This is a genomic window from Natrinema sp. 74 (assembly GCF_046097095.1).
In the GTDB taxonomy this organism is placed as follows: Archaea; Halobacteriota; Halobacteria; order Halobacteriales; family Natrialbaceae; genus Natrinema.
Genome location: NZ_CP175698.1, coordinates 2,492,888 through 2,512,171, shown reverse-complemented (window position 1 = coordinate 2,512,171; position 19,284 = coordinate 2,492,888). Strand labels below are relative to the sequence as shown.

The window sequence follows — 19,284 nt, the reverse complement described above, 5'->3', positions numbered from 1 at the left end:
AAGCTTGCTACACACCCGCAATGACTACAGGAATTGACGCACGACTCGAACGGATCGGGACAGACGGATCGTACGTAATCGTCCCAATGGATCACGGGATCACCATGGGTCCCGTCCAGGGGCTGAAAGACATCGAATCGACGATCGACGGCGTAACCAGCGGCGGGGCCGACGCGGTCCTCACGCAGAAGGGGATCGCGCCCCGCGTCCACGATAACAAAAACGAACAGGGCTACATCGTCCACCTCAACGGCTCGACGACGATCGGCCCCGACGAGAGCGATAAGCGCATGACCGGCACCGTCGAGGAGGCGATCCGGGTCGGCGCCGATGCCGTCTCCTTCCACATCAACGTCGGCTCCGACTACGAACCGGATCAGCTCACTCAGCTCTCGGAGGTCACCGAGAAAGCCACACGGTTCGGGATGCCGGTCCTCGCGATGGCCTACGCCCGCGGCCCCGGCGTCGACTCCGAGGACCCCGAGGCGCTCGGCCACGCGGTCCGGTTCGCCGAGGAACTGGGGGCAGACATCGTCAAGACGGGCTACAGCGGCGACGCCGACAGCTTCCAGCACGTCGTCGAATCAACCCGGCTGCCGGTGGTCATCGCCGGCGGCTCGAGAGGGTCCGACCGTGAGACCATCGAGATGGTCCGCGGCGTGATGGACGCCGGCGGTGCCGGTGTCTCGATGGGCCGGTCGATCTTCCAGCACGAAGACCCAGAAGCAATCGCGCGAGCGGTCTCCGGGGTCGTCCACGACGATCTCACGGTCGACGAGGCGCTGACCGAAGCCGGACTGGCACTCGAGGTCTAAGGTCGCCGCCGTCGGAGTTCCTGTTTCTCGAAAGATTCCGTCGCCCGTCAGCGCCACGTACCACCGCTCAGTGGCAGTGCGTATCGAGGTGTACGTCGCGGTCGGCGTAGCCGGGGCCGAGTTCGACGGTAGCGTGATCGACGCCGTGGCTCGCGAGTTCGTCGTGAACGCGCTGTAGGACTGCTTCTGCCTCCGCCATCGTCTCGACGCCGGTTTCGACGTGCATCGTCGCGACCGTGATCTGGCTACAGATCTGCCACGCGTGGAAGTCGTCGACTCGCTCGACACCCTCGATGTCGATCACGTGGTCCCGGATTGCGTCGCTCTCGAGGGGCGTCTTGAGGAAGAAGATCTCGCCGCTGCCGCGCAACACCGTCACCGCAGACCAGGCCACGACGGCGGCGATCAGCGCCGCAGTGAACGGGTCGATGACGCGGATTCCGGTCACCTCGATGGCGATCACGGAGACGATGACGGCGACCGAGCCGCCGGCGTCGCCCAGGAGGTGATAGAACGCGCCCTTCTCGTTGAGGCTCATCGCGTCGCCCTGCAGGACGAGCACCGAGACGACGTTGACCGCGAGCCCACCCGCCGCGATGGCGAGTGTCGGCCCCGTTCCGATGGAAATAGCGGCCGGCTCGAGGAACCGTTGGTACGATTCCCAGAGGATGAAGCCGACCATCGGCAGGAGCAGGAGGCCGTTGAGGAAGGCCGCGAAGGGCTCGAGGCGATGGAGGCCGTACGACCAGCGGTCGCCCTCGCCGTAGCGTTCGGCGACGTAGGAGGCGGCAAAGGCCATCACGTACGCGAGCGCGTCGAACAGCATGTGGACGGCGTCGCTGATGAGCGCGACCGAACCAAACGCCAGCCCGCCGGCCAGTTCCACGAAGAACCCGACGACGTTGATGAGCGAGACGGCGGCGAGCTTGCGGCTGCTCGTCGATCCGTCGCCGTGACCGTGACCGCCGTGGTCGTGGCCGTGGCCGTCGTGTGAGTCGTCGCGGGCGTGTGCCGACTCAGTGTGTCCCATCGTTGTTCGAACTCGGTGCGGCCTGCTTATTAATTCGGCTGCTACAAAACGGCATGTATACTAGCAACCTTAACAAAAATATCGAGTTAAATTGTTAATTTGTGTCGTGCAGTCAGGCATGGCATGTGAGCTGTCGGCCATCGGAAGACCTTCGGTCGCAGTCTCCCATCTCGAGTCCGTGACCGACGGCGAGGAGTACACGCTAGCGGACGAAATCACCGCCCGCGCGCGGATCCACGCCCGCGAGGTCGTCGACGAGTGCGAGTTGGTTGTCGATCTCGCGGCCCTCGAGTGGGAGGTCTCGACGCGGGCGCGCCGCCGGGCGGGGGCGTGTCGCTGGGACGCTGGCCGCGAGGTGGCGACGATCGTGCTCACCCGGCGGGCCTACGAGCGATACGAGTGGCCGACGTTCGCGGGCGTCGTCCGCCACGAACTTGTCCACGCCTGGGAGTTCCAGCGGTTCGGCGAGTCAGGCCACGGGGACCGATTTCGCGAGCGAGCCGCAGCGCTCGAGGCACCGCGGTACTGCGAGGCGTTCGCCGAGCCGCGGTACGTCCTCCGGTGTCTCGCCGACGACTGCGACTGGCGGGCGAAACGCCACCGCGCCTCGAGACCGGTGAAAGCGCCCGATCAGTACCGTTGCGGGGGATGTGGCGGCTCGTACGAGGTCGAACACGCGGCCAGCGGCCGGACGTGGACGACGGCGAGCGGCTACGGTGGGGTGAAGGCAGCACTCGGCGAGGAGTGGTAGCGAGACAGCACCGAGCAGATCGGAATTGAGTCGAGCGCGCAACACTTATTCGCCTTACCCTTCCTGTTTCGGGTATGGGAATACTCGATCAGATGCTGGGGACGTCGGGTCCCGGCGAGCAGGGGATCGAAGGACAATCGTACACGCTGCCAAAGGAGACACACGACTTCGTGTACCCCGTCGCGGTCCACCGGGAGGAACTCGAGGCGTTCGCCGAACTGCTCGAGGCGGAAGCGACCGCCCCGCCACTCGAGGAGGCAGGCGACCCGCGGGCGGTCTTCGACGGAATGGTGGACGGTCAGGCGGACGAGATCGATACCGACGACCTCACCGAGCGACTGCGACGGCCCAGACAGGCGGCCGAGCCGGTGATCGAGACTTGGCGCGACGGGTTCGACCAAGACATCGGCGTAGTGTACGCCCGCACTGACACCGCCGACCACTTGCTCGCGTTCGTCAAGCTCTGTCGGCAACGCGACGAGGACGACGACGATCCGTTCGAACTGCCCGAGAACGTCCCCCATGCGGCGGCGCTGCTCAAGCGAGTCACGGAAGCGACCGACAGCAAGTACCGCGCTGTCGTGCACACGGATATCCTGCCGAATAGGAGGTAACCGCGTCCGTACTCGATCGGCTCAGACGATCGTCTCGAAGGACTCGAGCGACGCGAGTTCGTAGGTCGGTTCGTGGTCGCGCGGGCCGTCGTCGCGCCCGGTGTCTACCCAGGCCGAGTCCAGCCCCATCGCGTTGGCCCCCGCGATATCGGCGTGTAAGGAATCGCCGACGTGGATGGCCGCGTCGGACGCGACTCCGAGGTCGGCGAGCGCGCGCTCGAACGGTGCCGCGCTGGGTTTCGGATGAATGCCGTCGCTCGGCTCGGTGAACACCCGCGCATCGAACGCATCGCCGATGCCGAGGGCCTCGAGTTTCTCCGTTTGCGTTTGCCGACCGCCGTTCGTGATGAGCCCGACTCGACCCAGGTCGCGGGCGCACTCGAGCGCCGCCTTCGCGCCGGGCCGGAACGCGACGGCGGTCGGATCCTGCCGCTCGAGATACTCCCGGGCGAGCGTCGGCGCGACACCTGCATCGACGCCGGCGCGGCCTGCGACCTCGGTAAAGAGGTGCTCGTAGAACTCGCGGTCCGTCTCGGCGGTCGGCAGGTCCGGCACGGCGGCCCGCAAATCGGCGGGCGTACAGAACGGCTCGCAGTCGGCACCGTCGAAGGTAGACGCGAGCAGCCCCGCGGCGTCCTGAGTCGATTCGCAGATCGTCATATCGAGATCGAAACAGATCGCGTCGTAGGCGGCCATCCGGTGTGCGTATGCGGGCAGGCGTTCTCAACGTTTCGCCGACTAGGTGAATGCTGTGTGGACGCGATCCGTATTAAAACCGTGAACGTCCCCGAAAGCCCCGACGTGCTCGGCGAGTTGCGGCTCGCCGAGCGCGTCGCCCCTTTCAGTCCCGCCCGGCGATGGTTCGACGAGCGGCCGATGTCCGGCGGTCGACCGGCCGAGGTAGAGTTCGACTCGAGCCGGCCCCGCCGATTCCACAGTAGTTATTTTCGTTGACACGCCTCTCGAGGTATGGACGTCGTCAAGCGAGTTCACGTCGTGCCGCTGGGCTACGAGTTCGATCGTATTCTCGAGCCGATTCGGGACCAGCGGGCCGACCTCGTGTATCTGCTCGAGGACGACAGCGCGAGCGGTCACAGACACGGCAAACGCGGGCAAAGCGAGGAGAGCGTCGACGGACACGAAACGCGAAACGCGACGGCGGCCGCCGACTACCACGCGGCGTTGCGCGACGAACTCGAGTCGATCGTTCCCGAGGTTCGGACGTGGGAGTGCGATCTGACGAACGTCTACGCGGTCCTCGGCGACGTGACGACGATCGCCGCCAGACACGGGGACGATCAGGTGTACGTCAATGTCTCCGGCGCGGGCACGATCCCGGCGATCGGCGCGACGATCGCGTGCATGGATGTTTCGACGAACGCACAGGCCTACTACGTCGAGCCGTCGTCGTACGCCCACGACGGGACGTCCGAACCCGTTTCTGTCGGCGTCGACGAGATCGAGGAGGTGCCGACCTATCCGATCGAGTCGCCGACGCGCGATCAGGTCGCTATCATGGAGTTTCTCGCCGACCCCGACGCGTGGGACGGCTACCACGAGGATCGGACCGCGCCGCCGAAGAAGAAAGACCTGATCGAGTACGCGCGGGACCGCGACCTCTCGTTTATGGCCGATCGCCGCTCGCCCGACGACCGCTCCGGCGAGGATAAGGGGGCGTTTCGCGTCCTCGATACGCACGTCCTCGAGCCGCTCTCCGAAGACGGCTACGTCACGATCGAGTCCGTCGGCCGCCGGCGCGTGGTCGAACTGACCGAGCGCGGCGAGAACGCCTACCGAGCGTTTCGCCACAAGCTCGGCGACGAGGCGAACTACGTCCGATAGACGGAGCGGGCAGTGTGGTAGACGGAGCGGGCGGTGTGGCGATCACTCCTCGATGCGGAGCGACGCGTACAGCCGCGTGCCCAGCCGCGCGAACTCGAGGTCGGCCTCGAGGCGCGCGACGTGATCGCGAAGTGCCGTCGCTTCCAGCCCCGGAAATGTGCGGTCTGTGCGGGAGTCGAGGTGGCTGCTCGCGCGAGCGAGCAGGAAGGGCGCGACGTCAGCGAGGCGCGAGCCCGGGAGCTGGGGGCCAGCGTTGCGGCCGCGCTCGACCGCAGCCAGGATCTCGCGGGCCACGACGAGCCGGCGTCGCAGCGAGCGAACGTCGGCGGCGTCGGCCGGCGAGCCCAGGTGTTCCGCCAGTAGCTCGTCAGCCGCGATGACGCGATCCGGTTCGACGTCGAACGCGGCCGCGAACTCCTCGCGGTCGGGCTCACCGATGCGGGTGCGACGACACGCGAGCCGAACGGCCCCGAGCACGGCCGCCGATCGACCGTACTCCAAGGTCGTCAGTTCGCCCGCGTGATCGAACGCCGCTCGAGCGACGTCGGCCGCGGAGTCCACCGCCAGCCGGCGAGTGGCACAGTCGATCGTCGGTTCACCATCGGTCTCGAGGTGACGCTGACCCATATCAGATGGATCGAACGGCAACATGTTATCAACTTCTGAGAAAGTATTGTTGCTATCGATACTATCGTGAGTATCATGGCCATCATTTCCACGGTGACGAGTCGGACGGGGAGCGATCGCCGGTGAGTCACAGCGGACGGCTACCCGCGCTTGCTCGGCCACCCCCTCCCCTGCCTGATCCGCCACGTTCAAGCCGGTTCCCTTCGACGGTCGATTTATGACGCGATCTGTCTGGGTAAAAGCCGACGACGCCGTCGGCGACTGGGACGACCGCCGGGCGCGAATCACCGCCGCGCTCGAGGCGGGTGCAGACTGGGTACTGGTCGACGAGGACGACGTTTCCCGCGTCCGGGAACTCGGCGATATCAACGTCGCGGCGTTTCGGACCGACGGCGACGTGACGCTAGTCGACGACATCGACGATGCCGAGGGCGGAAGCGACGACGGTGAGCCGGCCACACAGGCCGACGCGGTCGTCGTCGGCAAGGGCGGCGAGGGCGACGCGACGATCGATCTTCCGGATGACTTCTCCGGCTCGGCCGACCTCTCGACGCTGCGACGGGACGGCGACTTCGACCGCGGCGCGTACGTCCGCATCCTCGGCAAAGAGTACGAGCGCTTCGCCGAGACCGCCGCCGAGGACGCCGACCACACCATCGTCGTCGGCGAAGACTGGACGATCATCCCCCTCGAGAACCTGATCGCCCGAATCGGCGAGGAGACAGACCTCGTCGCGGGCGTTACCAGCGCCGACGAGGCCAAAACGGCGTTCGAGACCCTCGAGATCGGGGCCGACGCCGTCCTCCTCGATTCGGACGACCCCGACGAGATCCGCAAGACGGTCGAGGTCCGCGACGAGGCCGCACGCGAACGCCTCGACCTCGAGTACGCCGAGGTGCTCGACGTCGAACGAGCCGGCAGCGCCGACCGGGTCTGCGTCGATACGGGCAGCATGCTCGAACACGACGAGGGGATGCTCGTCGGCTCGATGAGCCGCGGGCTGGTCTTCGTCCACGCCGAGACCGCCGAATCGCCGTACGTCGCCTCCCGGCCGTTCCGGGTCAATGCGGGCGCGGTCCACGCCTACGTCCGCACGCCCGACGGCGGGACGAAGTACCTCGCCGAACTCCAGAGCGGCGACGAGGTCCAGATCGTCGACCTCGAGGGTACTACCCGCGAGGCCATCGTTGGCCGGGTCAAGATCGAACAGCGACCCATGTTCCGGATCGCCCTCGAGACCGAAAGCGGCGACCGCGTCGAGACGCTCCTCCAGAACGCCGAGACGATCAAGGTGGCGTCCGCGGAGGGACGCAAGGCGGTGACCGACTTAGAGGCCGGCGACGAGATCATGCTGTACTACGAGGACACGGCCCGGCACTTCGGCGAGGCCGTCGAAGAAAGCATCATCGAAAAGTAACGGCGGCGCTTCGTCGTTCCGTCAGACCTCGGTCGTCTCCGTCTCGGCGTCTTCTGCGGGTTCGAGGCGCGTCGTACACCAGTGACAGAACTCGAGGTCCTCGTCGACTTCCTTGCCACACTCGGGACAGGTCAGTCCCTCAGCGGCGTCGGCCCCGCGTGGTGGGTACCCGAGCGCGCGAACGGTCGAATCGACCGCGGCGAACAGAGCGATAAACGAGAGGAGAAACTGCGCCATCGCGTCGGTCTCCTCGGCCATGATCGTCGCCTGTTCTATGGCTTGCTCGTAGTTCGTTATCGGACCGGTGTTCGCGAGCTGCTCGAGCGGAAGAAAGAGGGCGCTTGCCAAAATGAAGAGGCCGGCGAAGGCGGCGGCACGGAGCCAGTCCCGGACGAGGACGTGTCCGGCACCCGGCATGATCACCGAAAGGCCGGCGGCAAGGAGCGCACGGATCCATGTCATTGTCTGTGGTGTTGGTAGGAGTCCCCTGCCCTTAACGTTCCGATTCTCGGTACTTTCGACTCAGTCGAGCGTCGCCACCAGCTCCGCGAGCGTCTCGAGGTCGTACTGTCCGGGCGCGGTCGCCTCGGCGGGGTCGACAGGCGCGTAGCCGATCTTCGAGCCATACACCGGCGCGACTGCGCGCGTGTGGCTGCCAACTTCGCCCATCGCCATCGTCGCGACGGTGTCGCCGTGGGCCGTCAGCCGTTCGGTCGCCGACAGCAGTGCGAGCGTGTCCGCCTTCGATTCCGCGGTCACCGCCAGCTTCGCCACGTCGGCGTACTTGCTCGCCTCGGTCAACGTGCGGACCAGTTCCGGCCGCGGCGGCGTCCCCTCAAAGTCGTGGGCCGACGCGACGATCGAGACGTCGCGCTCGCGAGCCGTTTCGAGCAGCCCCTCGGCCTCCCCCTCGAGGATCGACTCGAGTTCGACGTCGACCGCCTCGACGCCTTCGAGCGCGGTCGCGTCGGAAAGCGCCTCGAGCCGCCCCTCGTCGCTCGCTTCGCCGCCCTCCCAGTCGGCGCGATTCGTCGCGAGGATCGGGAGGTCGCCGTCGTAGGCCTCGAGCGCGGACAGGGGTTCGTCCGCCAGGTCCATTCGAAATTCGATCGCGTCGGCGTGCTCGCGGGCCGCGGGTTCGTCCGCGAGCGTAGCCGTCGCCGCCGCCAGCACGAACGAGTCGAAATGCAGTCCCATCGCTATCGACTGCGAACGAGCGCGGCAAAAACGATATCGTTTCGACGGGTAGTTGCGTGCTGATTGGGCGGTTACGCCATTCCGATGGTCTCCTCGGCCTCGAGGAGCTCGTGATACCGGTTGCGAATGGTGACTTCGGAGATGTCGGCCACGTCGGAGACGGCGGCCTGTGTGGTCTTCTCGTTGGTCAGCAAGGCGGCGGCGTAGACAGCGGCGGCCGCGAGGCCGACCGGCGATTTCCCGCTGTGAACGCCCTTCTCCTTTGCGTTCTGGAGTAGGCTTCGCGCGCGGTGTTCGGCCTCGTCGGAGAGTTCAAGTCCAGAGGCGAAACGAGGCACGTAGCTCTCGGGGTCGGCCGGCTGGACCTCGAGCCCGAGTTCCCGCACGACGTAGCGGTAGGTGCGTGCGATCTCGTTTTTCTCGACGCGGGAGACGTCGGCGATCTCGTCGAGCGAGCGGGGGACGCCGGCCTGACGGGCGGCGGCGTAGACACAGGAGGTCGAGACGCCCTCGATCGAGCGACCGGGGAGGAGGTCTTCGTCTAACGCGCGCCGGTAGATGACCGACGCGGTCTCGCGGACGTTCGTCGGGAGGCCGAGCGCGGAGGCCATCCGGTCGATCTCGCCCAGCGCCTGTTTGAGGTTGCGCTCCTTGGAGTCGCGGGTGCGGAACCGTTCGTTCCACTTACGCAGGCGCTGCATCTTCTCGCGCTGGCGCGAACCAAGCGAGTTGCCGTACGCGTCCTTGTTGCGCCAGTCGATGTTGGTCGAAAGCCCCTTGTCGTGCATCGTGTTGGTCGTGGGCGCTCCCACGCGGGACTTCTCGTTTTTCTCGGCGGCGTCGAACGCACGCCACTCGGGACCGCGATCAACCGAGTCCTCCTCAACGACGAGGCCACAGTCCTCACAGACCGTTTCGCCGTGTTCGTCATCGACGACAAGCTGGCCCGCGCACTCGGGGCAAACGAGATCCTGCTCCTCGCTCTCGGTTTCCTGTTCGCTCGTTTCGGGTTCGCTACGTCGTACTCTCGTGTTCGATGATGCGTTAGTCATGCGATGGCGAATGCTCCCGGCCGAACTGACCGCAAAAGCCCGGACGGAGTCGTTACCTTTCACGTTCAGACACTCGAGGTTTAATGGTTTCGAAATCGTGCCCAGAACGCCCTCGAAACCGGATAATTCGACCGAAAGAGTATGATAGATAGTACCAGTAACGCGCCGAAACTACTCCGAAACGGAGCCTCCAAATTTGCTCGGTTCAAACGGTCGACATGGAGATCGCAGTCGGAAGCACGAACCCGGTCAAGATCGAGGCGGTCGAACGGACGCTCGAGCGATACGAGCCGGCCGTGGTCGCCGTCGGCGTCGACTCCGGCGTGAGCGAGCAACCGCGGTCGGTCGCGGAGACCGTCTCCGGTGCCGAGAACCGCGCCCGCCGAGCACTCGCGGCAACGGACGCCGACTACGGCGTCGGCCTCGAGGGCGGTGTCGCCCGGCTCGAGGGCGTGCCGGGTCTATCCCTGATCATGTGGGGGGCCACGACCGACGGCGACCGCGTAGAGCGGGGCGGCGGGCCGACGCTTCGACTCCCCGACGAGGTCGCCGACCGGGTCGCCGACGGTGCGGAGCTGGGGCCGATGATGGACGACCTGCTCGGAACGGCGGGGGTCGCCGAGGCCGAAGGGGCCGCGGGCGTGCTCACGGCCGGTCTGACGGACCGAACACGAGCGCTCGGCGAAGCCGTCGCCTGTTCGTTCGGTCCGTTCGTAACGGACACATACGAGGGTGGGCCGTGATCCGTCCGAACTACCCCGATCGCGATCAGTTCGGAGAGGCCGGGTGTCCCCATGACCGTCAGCGGCTGGAAACGATCTCGTCCCACCGATTGTCAGCGCTTCGAACGTTTTAACCGCACGTACCAACGAATGCTTTCCGCTCGATTATTGGCCGATTACTTTCCACCGAAACCGCAAGCAGGAGTCGGGTTAACCGCGCGTACCAAACCCCCTAAGGGCGTTCCTGTCCACCAAATGAGCATGAGCACTGCAATGGCCCCCGACCTCACGAGCAAACAACAGCGGATTCTGCAGTACCTCCGCGAGAACGCGGCGACGAAGACGTACTTCAAATCCCGCCTCATCGGCCAGGAACTCGGGATGACGGCGAAAGAGGTCGGCTCGAATATCACCGCGCTTCAGGAGGGCGAATACGATGTCGAGATCGAAAAATGGGGTTACTCCTCGAGTACGACCTGGAAAGTCAACGTTTAGACCGAAGCGCAGTCAGCGACCTGTCTGGTCGGTTACCATCGTCTCGACAGTGCCGGCGATACGCAACGGACGCCAAACGCTCATTTCCTCGCAGCGCGATGAAAGCGATAGATGACGCCGCCAGTAGTCTTCGACATGGACGGAATCATCCTCGAGGGAGCGCGGACTCATCCGCAGGTCTACGCCGACGCCGCCGACGCCGCCCTCGCCGACCTCGGGGCCGAGCCGACCTCGTCCCAGCGTCGCGATTTCAGACGCCACGAGCACGACCTGATTCGAGAGCACTGTGACGACCTCGAAATCGATCTCTCGCAATTCTGGGAACTAAAAGAGACGTACGCCTCCGAGGGAACCCACGACCGGCTTCGGACCGGCGAACGCGAGACGTACGATGACGTCGAGGCGATCCACGACCTTGGCGAGCGGACGACGATCGGCCTCGTCACGAACAACCGCCACGAGACCGCAGCATTCGTCGCCGACCACTTCGGGTTCGACTTCGAGGTCGTCCGCGGCCGCGATCCCACGTTCGAGGGCTACGAGCGGCGCAAGCCCGACCCCTACTACATCGAGGACGCCCTCTCGGAACTCGGCACCAGCAACGGAATCTACGTCGGCGATTCCCCAAAAGACGTGACGGCCGGCGACGCGGCGGGCCTCGAGACCGCGTTCGTCCGGCGGCCCCACAACCGCGACCTCGAGCGGCCGGCCGACGCGACCTACGACCTCGAGTCGCTGTGGGAGCTATTGGACATCATCGAATCGGCCTGACTCGGCGAGTAATACGTTCTTGCCCACGGAAACAGGGGGTTACCCTTCGTAGGAGAGGAACCGGTCTGCGTTCCGCGCGAGCGTCCGCGCCCGGTCGCCGAAGGAGTCTGCGTGACGAACGACCAGCACGAGGACGGTCTCGGGGCGCTCGACCGCGTAGCCGTCATCGCGCGAGAGTAGGCCAGCCTCCTCGAGTTCGCCCGCGTACTTGCTGACCGTCGGCGGCGAGACGTCGAGCGCCGTCGCGAGGTCGCCCGCCGTCGCATCCGGCTCGAGGAGGAGTTCGATTAGCATTCCGCGGGGGGTCTCCCGGCGGAGATAGCCAAGCGCCCGTTTCTCGAACTCGTCGAAGCGGCCGGCCGTGACGAAGCGCTTGTAGTCGCCGTCGCGGTAGCGCTCGATGGCGTCGGCCTCCTCGAGCCGCCGGAGGTGATGTTGGGTCTCGCCGGTGCCGAGTTGGAGGTCGTCGCGGATCTTCGAGAAGTGGGCACCGGGTGTCGTCGAGAGATAGCCCGCGATCGCGTCGCGCGCGTCGCTTTCTCCCGCGTCAGCCGCGGCTGAATCCGAGAGGCCGACCAGCGGGGACGCAGTGCCGAGAGCGGCGAATCGGCGCAGCGTCGCTCGTTTATCATCGTCGACCCCATCGGGCGATGTCATAACTACCTACGGACCAAAGGGGACGACCCGTAAAACAGGTTTCGCTCCGCTTCGTTCATCGAAGGCCATCAGTTAAAAAACGACCATCTTCAGCGAGCGTCGGTAGTAACGATTCCCCGTGGCAAGGGCCAGCGCCCGCCGAACGTCGGTCGAAGTCGCGACGAGAAGCGGACAGCGGCTCTTCGACGCAGTCTCGAGACGGCAGCTCAGTCGCTCGAAGACGAGCCGTCCGCGTCGTCGGCCGGCATCTCGGTACCGCCGTCGGCCTGCCCCTGGAAGTCCTGATCCATCTCCTCAATGACCTCGTCGGGGTCGGAGATCTCAGCGGGGTCTTTGCCTTCCTTGATCGCCTGTGCCTCTTGTTCCATCGCTTCGACATCCATATCTGCCTCCTGATCGATCTCGCCGATGATCTCGGCGATGTCGTCCAGCCCGATCAGTTCGCGAGTCTCCTCGTCGAACTCGCGACTCTCGAGTTCCTGACCGTCCTCCTCAACATCGCTACCCGAGAGGTGCTTGCCGTAGCGGCCGACCAGCGAGGTAAGTTCCTGAGGCATGACGAACGTCGTCGAGTCGCCCTGCCCGATGTCGGCCAGCGTCTCCATCCCTTTGTCGATGACCGCGCGTTCGCCCATCGATTCGGCAGAGCGAGCACGCAGGACGGTCGAGATCGCGTCACCCTGTGCCTCTAAGATCTGGCTCTGCTTTTCACCCTGAGCGCGGATGATCTCACTCTGTTTGTCACCTTCCGCCTTCTCGACGGCGCTGCGGCGTTCACCCTGGGCCTCGAGGATCATGGCGCGGCGTTTCCGCTCGGCGGAGGTCTGTTGCTCCATCGCGCGCTGGACGTCCTTCGAGGGGTTGACCTCGCGGACTTCGACGGACTCGACGCGGATGCCCCACTCGTCGGTGGGCTCGTCGAGTTCCTGGCGGATGCGGGCGTTGATCTCCTGGCGTTTGTTGAGCGTGTCGTCGAGTTCCATGTCGCCCAGCACGGCCCGCAGGGTGGTCTGGGCGAGGTTCGAGACGGCGCGTTTGTAGTCGTCGACCTGCAGGAACGCCTTCTTGGCGTCCATCACCTTGATGTAGACGACGGCGTCGGCGGTCACCGGCGAGTTGTCCCGCGTGATCGCTTCCTGTCGGGGCACGTCTAGCGTCTGCGTTCGCATGTCGAAGGCGGCTGTATTCGAGACGAACGGCGGGACGAGATTGAACCCCGGCTCGAGCAGTTTGCGGTACTCGCCGAAGACGGTCAGGGCGCGTTTCTCGTAGGCGTCGACGATTTCGACTGCGCTGAGTAACGCGGCGACGACGACGACGAGGATGAGTGCACCGACGACCAGCAGGATGTCACCGGTGGATTGCAGTGGGAATAGTTGTGCGACCATATTTCGGGGTTACGGCGGTGGAGGGAAAAGCGTTCCCTTATTTCGCCAACATTTATGGCCGCTTGTAGACTCAGCCGGAGCGCTCCGTCTCGGTCTCGCGGTCGGTCCCCGGCGGCGGTTCGTCGAACTCGTCGCCCCCGTCCGCTGCCTCCCGGTCGGGGGTTTCGCCGGCCGCCTGCTCACGGGCGAGTGCACGATCGATTTCGTCCTCCCCGATCGAATCGAGCGATTCGACGGTGAGCACGTTGCCGCCGCCTGGATCGAGGACAATGATCTCCTCGCCCTCCTCGATCGTTCCGTCGGTCGTCCGCGCGCTGTAGTGAGGCGCGAAGCCGCCCTCGTCGAGTTTGACCTCGCCGTCGCGGGTCGTGACGGTCTCAGTGACGTAGCCCGTCACACCGGCGAGCGAGTCCGAGTCCGTGGTTCTGGCAGTGCCTTTCCCGCCGTAGAAGTCGAACTCCCGGTAGACGTAGGCCGCAGCGACCCCGATCGCGAGCGTCAGCGCTGCCAGCACGAACGGGCTCGCCGCGGGCGGAAAGAGTGCGCCGACGAGTCCGGCACCGACCAGCGCGATCCCAATAACGATGAGGTGTGCCCCGGGCGAAACGGCCTCGAGAACCATCAGTGCGAGTCCCACGACCAGCAACAGCAACGGCGCGTTCCCCACGAGGGATTCGACCATGTGCGGCGGTTGGGTCTCGTCCGAATTAAATGTTTACTGCGTACCAGAAACGGTCGGTTCGGAGGGGTGAGCGAATCGCGGGTCAACCGACCGGTGTGGTCACCCCAGCGGAATTGAAATCAGCCGGACGAAGACGAGCACCATCGCGATCGCGCCCAGGATGACGAACAGCACGTTCTCGAGGTCGGGATCGCCCGGTTCGATCGGCGTCGAGTTGGCTTCGGGAACGTACTCGTCGCCGTCGTCCGTCTCGGTTGGTTCGTCGGTCTCGCTCGAGTCGGAGAGATCGATCGGGATACGGTCCCAGCCGTCGTCGCGGCCCTCGGTGTCCACAGTCGGCCGGTCGGAGCCGCCCCACTCGTCGTCGCTCGAGTCGGCAACTGGGCCAGCGTCCGGGTCCGTCGCCGACGACGAACCCCATCGGTCGTCGGTGTCGTCGCGTCCGGACGAATCGTCTGCCATATCCGCCAGTAACGGCCCCGCCGTCAAAAATCCGTGGCTCGACGAGGCGGTCGGGCTCGTCTCGAATCAGGCTCGCTCGGGCCGGTCTCCGATGTCGCCGCCGTAGACGACGCCGCGTTCGGCATCGAGGGTGACGGTCTCGCCGTCCTCGAGCCCCGAGAAGGTCTCCAGAGCCGCGTCGCTGATCATCGGGAGCCCCAGTTCGCGGGCGACCAGCGCCGGATACCCGGTCATCCCCCGCTGGGCGTCGACGATGCCACCGAGTCGAGTGGCGTCGCCCGCGAACTCCTCGTCGAAGTCGGCCGGCAGCGCGACGATCGCGCCGTCGGGCACGCTCGAGAGGTCACCGTCGGCGAGCCGGACGATTGGGCCGGTCGTCCGACCTTCGACGACGACGCGGCCAGTCGTCAGCGCCTCCGCGGCGACGTGGACCTTCAACATGTTCGTCGTGTTCGCGCCCTCGAGGTCGGTCATCATGCCACAGAGAACGACGACGGTGTCACCGCTCTCGGCGACACCGGCGTCCAGCGCCGAGTGGACGGCTTTCTCGACGACTGCGTCGGCCCCTCGATCCGAGACGGGCGCGTACAGCGGCGTCACGCCCCACGTCAGTGCGAGCCGGCGGCGCACCGACTGACTCGGCGTCGAGGCGACGACCGGAACGCCAGGGCGGTACTTCGCCGTCTTCAACGCGGTGTAGCCGGACTCCGTCGCGGCGACGACGGCGTCGGCGTCGATGTCACGCGCCAGAAACCGCGCCGAGCGAGCCAGCGCGTCGGTCCGCGCCTCGCCCGACGCCGGGACGCGCTGCTCGAGCAACTCATCGTACTCCCCGGAGCGTTCGACCTCGCGGATGATACTGTCCATTGCGTCGACGACAGCGACGGGATGGTCGCCGACGGCGGTCTCGGCCGACAGCATGACCGCGTCGGTGCCGTCGAGGACGGCGTTGGCCACGTCGGACGCCTCGGCTCGAGTCGGTCGGCGGGCGTGGACCATCGAGTCAAGCATCTCCGTCGCCGTGATGACCGGTCGGCCGGCCTCGCGGCACTTGCGGATGATTCGCTTTTGAATCATCGGCACGTCCTCCATCGGGCACTCGACGCCCAGATCCCCGCGAGCGACCATCACGCCGTAGGCGGCGTCGATGAGTTCGTCCAAGTTCGCCACCGCGCCGGCGCGCTCAATCTTCGCGATGACCGGAATCTCCGCGCCCGCGTCCTCGATAACCTCGCTGACCTCGTAGACGTCCTCCGCATCGCGGACGAAACTCGCCGCGACGAAGTCGACATCTTTCTCGGCGGCTAACTCGAGGTTCCGGCGATCCGACTCGGTGACGACGTCGAGATCGAGATCGACGCCGGGGACGTTCACGCCCTTGCGGCCGCCCAGTTCGCCGCCGGTGTCGACACGCGCGCGAACCGCGTCGCCCTCGTTCTCGAGTACGGTGGTCTCGATCAGGCCGTCGTCGAGCAGGATTCGATCGCCCGCCTCGACGGCATCGATCGACAGGGAAAGGCCGATCGTCTCTGGCGTCGCCTCGTCGCCCTCGACGAACCGGATTTCCGAGTCCGTCTCCACGGAGACTGTCTCGCCCTCAGGCAGCGGCGCGGTCCGGATCTCCGGGCCCTGCAGGTCGAGCATGATCGCGACCGGCTCTGCGCGTTCCTCGTCGACCGCACGGACGCGATCGATCACGTCGGCCCGGTCCTCGCGGCTCCCGTGGCTCGCGTTCAGCCGCGCGACGGCCATTCCGGCGGCGGCGAGCTCTCGGATCGACTCCCGGTCGTTCGACGCCGGGCCCAGCGTACAGACGATCTTCGCGTTTCTCATGTCAGGGGATAGCGCCAGCACCGCCTAAAAGATAAGCACTCGCCCGCGCTCGAAGACCGGTCCCGAAGTATCGTCCGCGATCCCGTCCCGCGGTCGCGACCACCGACTGCCACCCGTCCTCCCGTCGCTTGCCACGCCAACCGTTTTGCCCGGGTCGATCTTTCCGTCCGACATGCCCACTTACGTAACGCTCGTCGACCTCGACGACCGCGACGTCCAGAACGCTCAGGAACTGGCGTCGATCTGGGGCGAGATCAAGACGGAGTTCGAACAGCACAATGCGGACCTGATCGACTCCTACGCCGCCCTCGGGCAACACGATTTTCTGATCCTCTTCGAGGCGGGCGACCGCGAGGCCGCGTTCAAATCGGCCCTGACGCTACGCCGCCACGGCCTCGAGGGCGAGACGATGGAGATCGTCGACACCGACGACTTCTCCGAGCTGGTCGACGAGGTCTGAGCCGCCCGCTCGTCACCACAGCCCGGCGGCGTTACCGAGCGCCACGACGGAGAACAGCGACAGGGCAAGGAGTAACAGCGCCATCACTTCCGGGGAGGCGAGGTCATCCCACAGCCGAACCAACGAGTCCAATTCGGGGTCTCGTCCGACGATACTACGAACGCGCCCATCACTCTGTGCCATGAGACAGTAACGCACGACTAGACTAATAGAAGTATCTGCGAGCGATTGACAGATCGCGTCGAACGGCGGGCGAGCGTCGACACCGCTTGCAGCGATTCGAGTCGCCGACAGTCCCGAGTGGGGTGCGGTTATCGAATCTTCTCGCCGACCGCGGCGTCGCCGTGGGTCGTCAGCAGATCGGCCTCCTCGCCGGCCGCGAGGATCATGCCGTTGGATTCGACGCCGAACAGTTCCGCTTTCTCCATGTTCGCGAGTAGCACGCACTTTTCGCCAGGCAGTTCGTCGAGATCGTGGAGTTGCTTGATCCCCGCGACGACCTGCCGGGTCTCGAAGCCGATGTCGACCTCGAGGCGCGCGAGGTCGTCCGCACCCTCGATGCCGTCGGCCGACTCGATCCGGCCGACGCGAACGTCGAGGTCCTGGAAATCGTCGAAGCTGATCCGCTCGTCGGAGAGCGACTCGAGGTCGTCGGTGTCCGTCATACCCTCGGCTTCGTCCGCGCCGGTGTCGTCGTTTTCGGTTTCGCCGTCGTCCGACTCGTCACCGTCGTCGGAGGCGGCTTCGACGCGCTCCTCGAGCTTTTCGGTGAGTTCCGCGACGCGCTCGTCCTCGATCTTCCCGAAGAGTTCGCCAGGTTCCTCGAAGGTCCGCGGCGGGGCCTCGAGTGCGTCCTCGAGGTGGGCGTCCGCGACCGCGCCGTCCTCGCCGAGTTGCTCCCAGAGGGCCTGTGCCTTGTCGGGCGTGATCGGCTCCAAGAGGACGCCGACGGCCTTGGCGATCTGGACGCAGTCGCGGATGACCTGTGCCGCTTTCTCGGGCTCGTCGTCGGTGAGCTTCCAGGGCTCGTTGCGCTGGATGTACTCGTTGCCGAACTGGGCCAGCTGGGTGGCGGCCTGCCCGATCCCGCGGAGATCGTAGTCGTTGACGCTCTCGCGGACGTCGCCGATCGCGCCCTCGATGCGCTCGCGGACCGCCGCGGAGACGTCCGCGTCCGGCGTCCCCTCGTAGTTGCGATAGGCAAAGAGCAGCGAGCGGTACCAGAAGTTGCCCACGGTGCCGACGAGTTCTCCGTTGACCCGCTCCTGGAAGGCCTCCCACGAGAAGTCGACGTCCTGTTGGAGGCCGCCGGTCGTCGTCAGGTAGTACCGCAAGAGATCTGGGTGAAAGCCCTCGTCTAAGTACTCCTTGGCCCAGATCGCGCGATTCCGGCTGGTCGACAGTCCCTTCCCGTTGATCGTGATGAAGCCGGTCGCGGCGATCCCGCGCGGTTTGTTATAGCCCGCGCCCTCGAGCATCGCCGGCCAGAAGATCGTGTGATGCTGGATGATGTCCCGGCCGATGATGTGCATGATCTCGCCGTCGCCCTTCCAGACCTGCTCCCAGTCGAACTCGTCGGTCCCGACGCGTTCGGAGTACTGCTTCGAACTCGCGATATACTCGATCGGTGCGTCGACCCAGACGTAGAGGACGAGATCGTCGCCATCACCGTCCTCGCCGGGGTAATCGATCCCCCAGTCCATGTCGCGGGTGATACACCAGTCCTGCAGGCCGTCCTCAATCCACTGGCGGGGCTGGTTGCGCGCGTTCGAGGTCCCCTCGAGGCCGTCCAAAAAGTCGGTGAGAAAGTCCGCAAATTCCGAGACCTCGAAGAACTTGTGGGTCCGCTCGCGGTACTCGGCGGAATTGCCCGTGATCGTGCTCGTCGGGTCCTCGACCTCGCCGGGCTCTAAGTGGCGCTGACAGCCTTCGTCGCATTCGTCGCCGCGGGCCTTCGCGCCGCAGTAGGGGCAAGTGCCCTCGACGTAGCGGTCGGGAAGGTACTGGTCGGCCTCGGGATCGTAGGCCACCTGAATCTCCTTTTCGTAAATATACCCTTCTTCGTCTAACGTGCGGACGATCTCCTGAGTCAGTTCGGTGTTGGTCTCGTCGTGAGTGTGGCCGTAGTTGTCGAACTCGACGTTAAACTGCGGGAACGTCTCTTCGTACTGCTCGTGCCACTCCAGTGCGAACTCTTCGGGATCGACGCCCTGCTGGTCGGCGTTGACGGCGACCGGGGTGCCGTGCATGTCCGATCCGCAGACGTAGGCCGTTTCTTGGCCGATCGTCTCGAGCGCTCGGCTGAAGGCGTCTGCACCGATGTACCCCCGCAGGTGACCGATGTGCAGGTCGCCGTTGGCGTATGGCAACCCGCAGGTCACGACGGCGGGATTCTCCGTCGGGAACTCGTCGTGGCTCATGATCGTCACGTTGCGCTCGCGGGCGTAAAACCCGCCGGTTTCGATCGTC

The 19,284-nt window shown here is 65.7% G+C and carries 22 protein-coding genes; 9 read left to right on the top strand and 13 right to left on the bottom strand.

Annotated features, from left to right (window positions below):
* The first annotated feature begins 20 nt into the window (after window positions 1–20).
* Window positions 21–815, top strand: a complete 795-nt coding sequence (locus ACJ70B_RS12480) for a 2-amino-3,7-dideoxy-D-threo-hept-6-ulosonate synthase (RefSeq protein WP_408957319.1) — start codon at window positions 21–23, stop codon at window positions 813–815.
* 67 nt (window positions 816–882) lie between these two features.
* On the opposite strand, the gene ACJ70B_RS12475 is transcribed toward ACJ70B_RS12480, so the two are convergent.
* Entirely contained in the window at window positions 883–1,845 is a 963-nt protein-coding gene (locus tag ACJ70B_RS12475; RefSeq protein ID WP_408957318.1) for a cation diffusion facilitator family transporter, read from the bottom strand.
* 178 nt (window positions 1,846–2,023) lie between these two features.
* Between ACJ70B_RS12475 and ACJ70B_RS12470 the strand changes: the two genes are divergently transcribed.
* Together ACJ70B_RS12470 and ACJ70B_RS12465 are read left to right on the top strand one after the other, a co-directional pair.
* The gene (locus tag ACJ70B_RS12470) at window positions 2,024–2,596 is read left to right on the top strand and encodes a SprT-like domain-containing protein (protein ID WP_408957317.1); all 573 of its coding nucleotides are present in this window, start codon (window positions 2,024–2,026) and stop codon (window positions 2,594–2,596) included.
* Window positions 2,597–2,670: 74 nt separating this feature from the next.
* A complete protein-coding gene (locus tag ACJ70B_RS12465) occupies window positions 2,671–3,210 on the top strand; it encodes a hypothetical protein (RefSeq protein ID WP_408957316.1) in 540 nt (179 codons plus the stop codon).
* A 21-nt stretch (window positions 3,211–3,231) separates the two neighbouring features.
* Here ACJ70B_RS12465 and ACJ70B_RS12460 read toward each other — a convergent pair whose 3' ends face one another.
* The gene (locus ACJ70B_RS12460; protein ID WP_408957315.1) at window positions 3,232–3,906 is read right to left on the bottom strand and encodes an HAD family hydrolase; all 675 of its coding nucleotides are present in this window, start codon (window positions 3,904–3,906) and stop codon (window positions 3,232–3,234) included.
* 273 nt (window positions 3,907–4,179) lie between these two features.
* Here ACJ70B_RS12460 and ACJ70B_RS12455 point away from each other — a divergent pair, with 273 nt between their 5' ends.
* Window positions 4,180–5,052: a DUF6293 family protein gene (locus tag ACJ70B_RS12455; RefSeq protein WP_408957314.1), complete on the top strand. Its 873-nt coding sequence runs from the start codon at window positions 4,180–4,182 to the stop codon at window positions 5,050–5,052.
* A gap of 42 nt (window positions 5,053–5,094) precedes the next feature.
* Here the strand turns inward: ACJ70B_RS12455 and ACJ70B_RS12450 are convergent, their stop codons facing one another.
* Complete coding sequence (locus ACJ70B_RS12450; protein ID WP_408957313.1) at window positions 5,095–5,679, bottom strand: hypothetical protein; 585 nt, start codon at window positions 5,677–5,679, stop codon at window positions 5,095–5,097.
* Between the two features lie 217 nt (window positions 5,680–5,896).
* Between ACJ70B_RS12450 and ACJ70B_RS12445 the strand changes: the two genes are divergently transcribed.
* A complete protein-coding gene (locus ACJ70B_RS12445) occupies window positions 5,897–7,096 on the top strand; it encodes a 3-dehydroquinate synthase II (protein WP_408957312.1) in 1,200 nt (399 codons plus the stop codon).
* Window positions 7,097–7,117: 21 nt separating this feature from the next.
* Here ACJ70B_RS12445 and ACJ70B_RS12440 read toward each other — a convergent pair whose 3' ends face one another.
* From ACJ70B_RS12440 to ACJ70B_RS12430, 3 genes are all read right to left on the bottom strand, one after another.
* Window positions 7,118–7,558, bottom strand: a complete 441-nt coding sequence (locus ACJ70B_RS12440) for a zinc ribbon domain-containing protein (RefSeq protein WP_408957311.1) — start codon at window positions 7,556–7,558, stop codon at window positions 7,118–7,120.
* Between the two features lie 60 nt (window positions 7,559–7,618).
* The gene (locus tag ACJ70B_RS12435) at window positions 7,619–8,293 is read right to left on the bottom strand and encodes a type I 3-dehydroquinate dehydratase (RefSeq protein WP_408957310.1); all 675 of its coding nucleotides are present in this window, start codon (window positions 8,291–8,293) and stop codon (window positions 7,619–7,621) included.
* Between the two features lie 71 nt (window positions 8,294–8,364).
* On the bottom strand, window positions 8,365–9,345 hold the full coding sequence (locus ACJ70B_RS12430; RefSeq protein WP_408957309.1) for a transcription initiation factor IIB: 981 nt from the start codon (window positions 9,343–9,345) through the stop codon (window positions 8,365–8,367).
* 218 nt (window positions 9,346–9,563) lie between these two features.
* On the opposite strand from ACJ70B_RS12430, the gene ACJ70B_RS12425 reads away from it, so the two are divergent.
* From ACJ70B_RS12425 to ACJ70B_RS12415, 3 genes are all read left to right on the top strand, one after another.
* Window positions 9,564–10,088, top strand: a complete 525-nt coding sequence (locus ACJ70B_RS12425; protein ID WP_408957308.1) for a DUF84 family protein — start codon at window positions 9,564–9,566, stop codon at window positions 10,086–10,088.
* Between the two features lie 252 nt (window positions 10,089–10,340).
* Entirely contained in the window at window positions 10,341–10,562 is a 222-nt protein-coding gene (locus ACJ70B_RS12420) for a hypothetical protein (protein WP_408960108.1), read from the top strand.
* A gap of 111 nt (window positions 10,563–10,673) precedes the next feature.
* On the top strand, window positions 10,674–11,333 hold the full coding sequence (locus tag ACJ70B_RS12415; protein WP_408957307.1) for an HAD family hydrolase: 660 nt from the start codon (window positions 10,674–10,676) through the stop codon (window positions 11,331–11,333).
* A 39-nt stretch (window positions 11,334–11,372) separates the two neighbouring features.
* Here ACJ70B_RS12415 and ACJ70B_RS12410 read toward each other — a convergent pair whose 3' ends face one another.
* The 5 genes from ACJ70B_RS12410 to pyk form a co-directional block, all read right to left on the bottom strand.
* Complete coding sequence (locus ACJ70B_RS12410) at window positions 11,373–11,990, bottom strand: winged helix-turn-helix transcriptional regulator (RefSeq protein ID WP_408957306.1); 618 nt, start codon at window positions 11,988–11,990, stop codon at window positions 11,373–11,375.
* Between the two features lie 206 nt (window positions 11,991–12,196).
* A complete protein-coding gene (locus ACJ70B_RS12405; RefSeq protein WP_408957305.1) occupies window positions 12,197–13,378 on the bottom strand; it encodes an SPFH domain-containing protein in 1,182 nt (393 codons plus the stop codon).
* Window positions 13,379–13,448: 70 nt separating this feature from the next.
* Window positions 13,449–14,060 carry an NfeD family protein gene (locus ACJ70B_RS12400; RefSeq protein WP_408957304.1) on the bottom strand — a complete coding sequence of 204 codons (612 nt, stop codon included), beginning with the start codon at window positions 14,058–14,060 and terminating at the stop codon, window positions 13,449–13,451.
* Window positions 14,061–14,159: 99 nt separating this feature from the next.
* Window positions 14,160–14,522, bottom strand: a complete 363-nt coding sequence (locus tag ACJ70B_RS12395; RefSeq protein ID WP_408957303.1) for a hypothetical protein — start codon at window positions 14,520–14,522, stop codon at window positions 14,160–14,162.
* Between the two features lie 66 nt (window positions 14,523–14,588).
* Window positions 14,589–16,355 (bottom strand): pyruvate kinase, encoded by a 1,767-nt coding sequence (gene pyk / locus ACJ70B_RS12390; protein WP_408957302.1) that lies wholly within the window; start codon window positions 16,353–16,355, stop codon window positions 14,589–14,591.
* A 172-nt stretch (window positions 16,356–16,527) separates the two neighbouring features.
* On the opposite strand from pyk, the gene ACJ70B_RS12385 reads away from it, so the two are divergent.
* Window positions 16,528–16,815, top strand: coding sequence for a GYD domain-containing protein (locus ACJ70B_RS12385; RefSeq protein WP_408957301.1), 288 nt, complete (start codon window positions 16,528–16,530; stop codon window positions 16,813–16,815).
* A gap of 12 nt (window positions 16,816–16,827) precedes the next feature.
* On the opposite strand, the gene ACJ70B_RS12380 is transcribed toward ACJ70B_RS12385, so the two are convergent.
* A complete protein-coding gene (locus ACJ70B_RS12380; protein WP_408957300.1) occupies window positions 16,828–16,998 on the bottom strand; it encodes a hypothetical protein in 171 nt (56 codons plus the stop codon).
* Window positions 16,999–17,126: 128 nt separating this feature from the next.
* Window positions 17,127–19,235 (bottom strand): methionine--tRNA ligase, encoded by a 2,109-nt coding sequence (metG, locus tag ACJ70B_RS12375; protein WP_408957299.1) that lies wholly within the window; start codon window positions 19,233–19,235, stop codon window positions 17,127–17,129.
* Window positions 19,236–19,284: the final 49 nt, after the last annotated feature.

What these genes read in the sequence shown, in the direction of transcription:
- ACJ70B_RS12480 (WP_408957319.1), top strand. Translation starts at nt 21, where the DNA reads ATGACTACAGGAATTGACGCACGACTCGAACGGATCGGGACAGACGGA.
- ACJ70B_RS12475 (WP_408957318.1), bottom strand. Translation starts at nt 1,845, where the DNA reads ATGGGACACACTGAGTCGGCACACGCCCGCGACGACTCACACGACGGC.
- ACJ70B_RS12465 (WP_408957316.1), top strand. Translation starts at nt 2,671, where the DNA reads ATGGGAATACTCGATCAGATGCTGGGGACGTCGGGTCCCGGCGAGCAG.
- ACJ70B_RS12460 (WP_408957315.1), bottom strand. Translation starts at nt 3,906, where the DNA reads ATGGCCGCCTACGACGCGATCTGTTTCGATCTCGATATGACGATCTGC.
- ACJ70B_RS12455 (WP_408957314.1), top strand. Translation starts at nt 4,180, where the DNA reads ATGGACGTCGTCAAGCGAGTTCACGTCGTGCCGCTGGGCTACGAGTTC.
- ACJ70B_RS12450 (WP_408957313.1), bottom strand. Translation starts at nt 5,679, where the DNA reads ATGGGTCAGCGTCACCTCGAGACCGATGGTGAACCGACGATCGACTGT.
- ACJ70B_RS12445 (WP_408957312.1), top strand. Translation starts at nt 5,897, where the DNA reads ATGACGCGATCTGTCTGGGTAAAAGCCGACGACGCCGTCGGCGACTGG.
- ACJ70B_RS12440 (WP_408957311.1), bottom strand. Translation starts at nt 7,558, where the DNA reads ATGACATGGATCCGTGCGCTCCTTGCCGCCGGCCTTTCGGTGATCATG.
- ACJ70B_RS12435 (WP_408957310.1), bottom strand. Translation starts at nt 8,293, where the DNA reads ATGGGACTGCATTTCGACTCGTTCGTGCTGGCGGCGGCGACGGCTACG.
- ACJ70B_RS12430 (WP_408957309.1), bottom strand. Translation starts at nt 9,345, where the DNA reads ATGACTAACGCATCATCGAACACGAGAGTACGACGTAGCGAACCCGAA.
- ACJ70B_RS12425 (WP_408957308.1), top strand. Translation starts at nt 9,564, where the DNA reads ATGGAGATCGCAGTCGGAAGCACGAACCCGGTCAAGATCGAGGCGGTC.
- ACJ70B_RS12420 (WP_408960108.1), top strand. Translation starts at nt 10,341, where the DNA reads ATGGCCCCCGACCTCACGAGCAAACAACAGCGGATTCTGCAGTACCTC.
- ACJ70B_RS12415 (WP_408957307.1), top strand. Translation starts at nt 10,674, where the DNA reads ATGACGCCGCCAGTAGTCTTCGACATGGACGGAATCATCCTCGAGGGA.
- ACJ70B_RS12410 (WP_408957306.1), bottom strand. Translation starts at nt 11,990, where the DNA reads ATGACATCGCCCGATGGGGTCGACGATGATAAACGAGCGACGCTGCGC.
- ACJ70B_RS12405 (WP_408957305.1), bottom strand. Translation starts at nt 13,378, where the DNA reads ATGGTCGCACAACTATTCCCACTGCAATCCACCGGTGACATCCTGCTG.
- ACJ70B_RS12400 (WP_408957304.1), bottom strand. Translation starts at nt 14,060, where the DNA reads ATGGTCGAATCCCTCGTGGGGAACGCGCCGTTGCTGTTGCTGGTCGTG.
- ACJ70B_RS12395 (WP_408957303.1), bottom strand. Translation starts at nt 14,522, where the DNA reads ATGGCAGACGATTCGTCCGGACGCGACGACACCGACGACCGATGGGGT.
- pyk (WP_408957302.1), bottom strand. Translation starts at nt 16,355, where the DNA reads ATGAGAAACGCGAAGATCGTCTGTACGCTGGGCCCGGCGTCGAACGAC.
- ACJ70B_RS12385 (WP_408957301.1), top strand. Translation starts at nt 16,528, where the DNA reads ATGCCCACTTACGTAACGCTCGTCGACCTCGACGACCGCGACGTCCAG.
- ACJ70B_RS12380 (WP_408957300.1), bottom strand. Translation starts at nt 16,998, where the DNA reads ATGGCACAGAGTGATGGGCGCGTTCGTAGTATCGTCGGACGAGACCCC.
- metG (WP_408957299.1), bottom strand. Translation starts at nt 19,235, where the DNA reads ATGAGCCACGACGAGTTCCCGACGGAGAATCCCGCCGTCGTGACCTGC.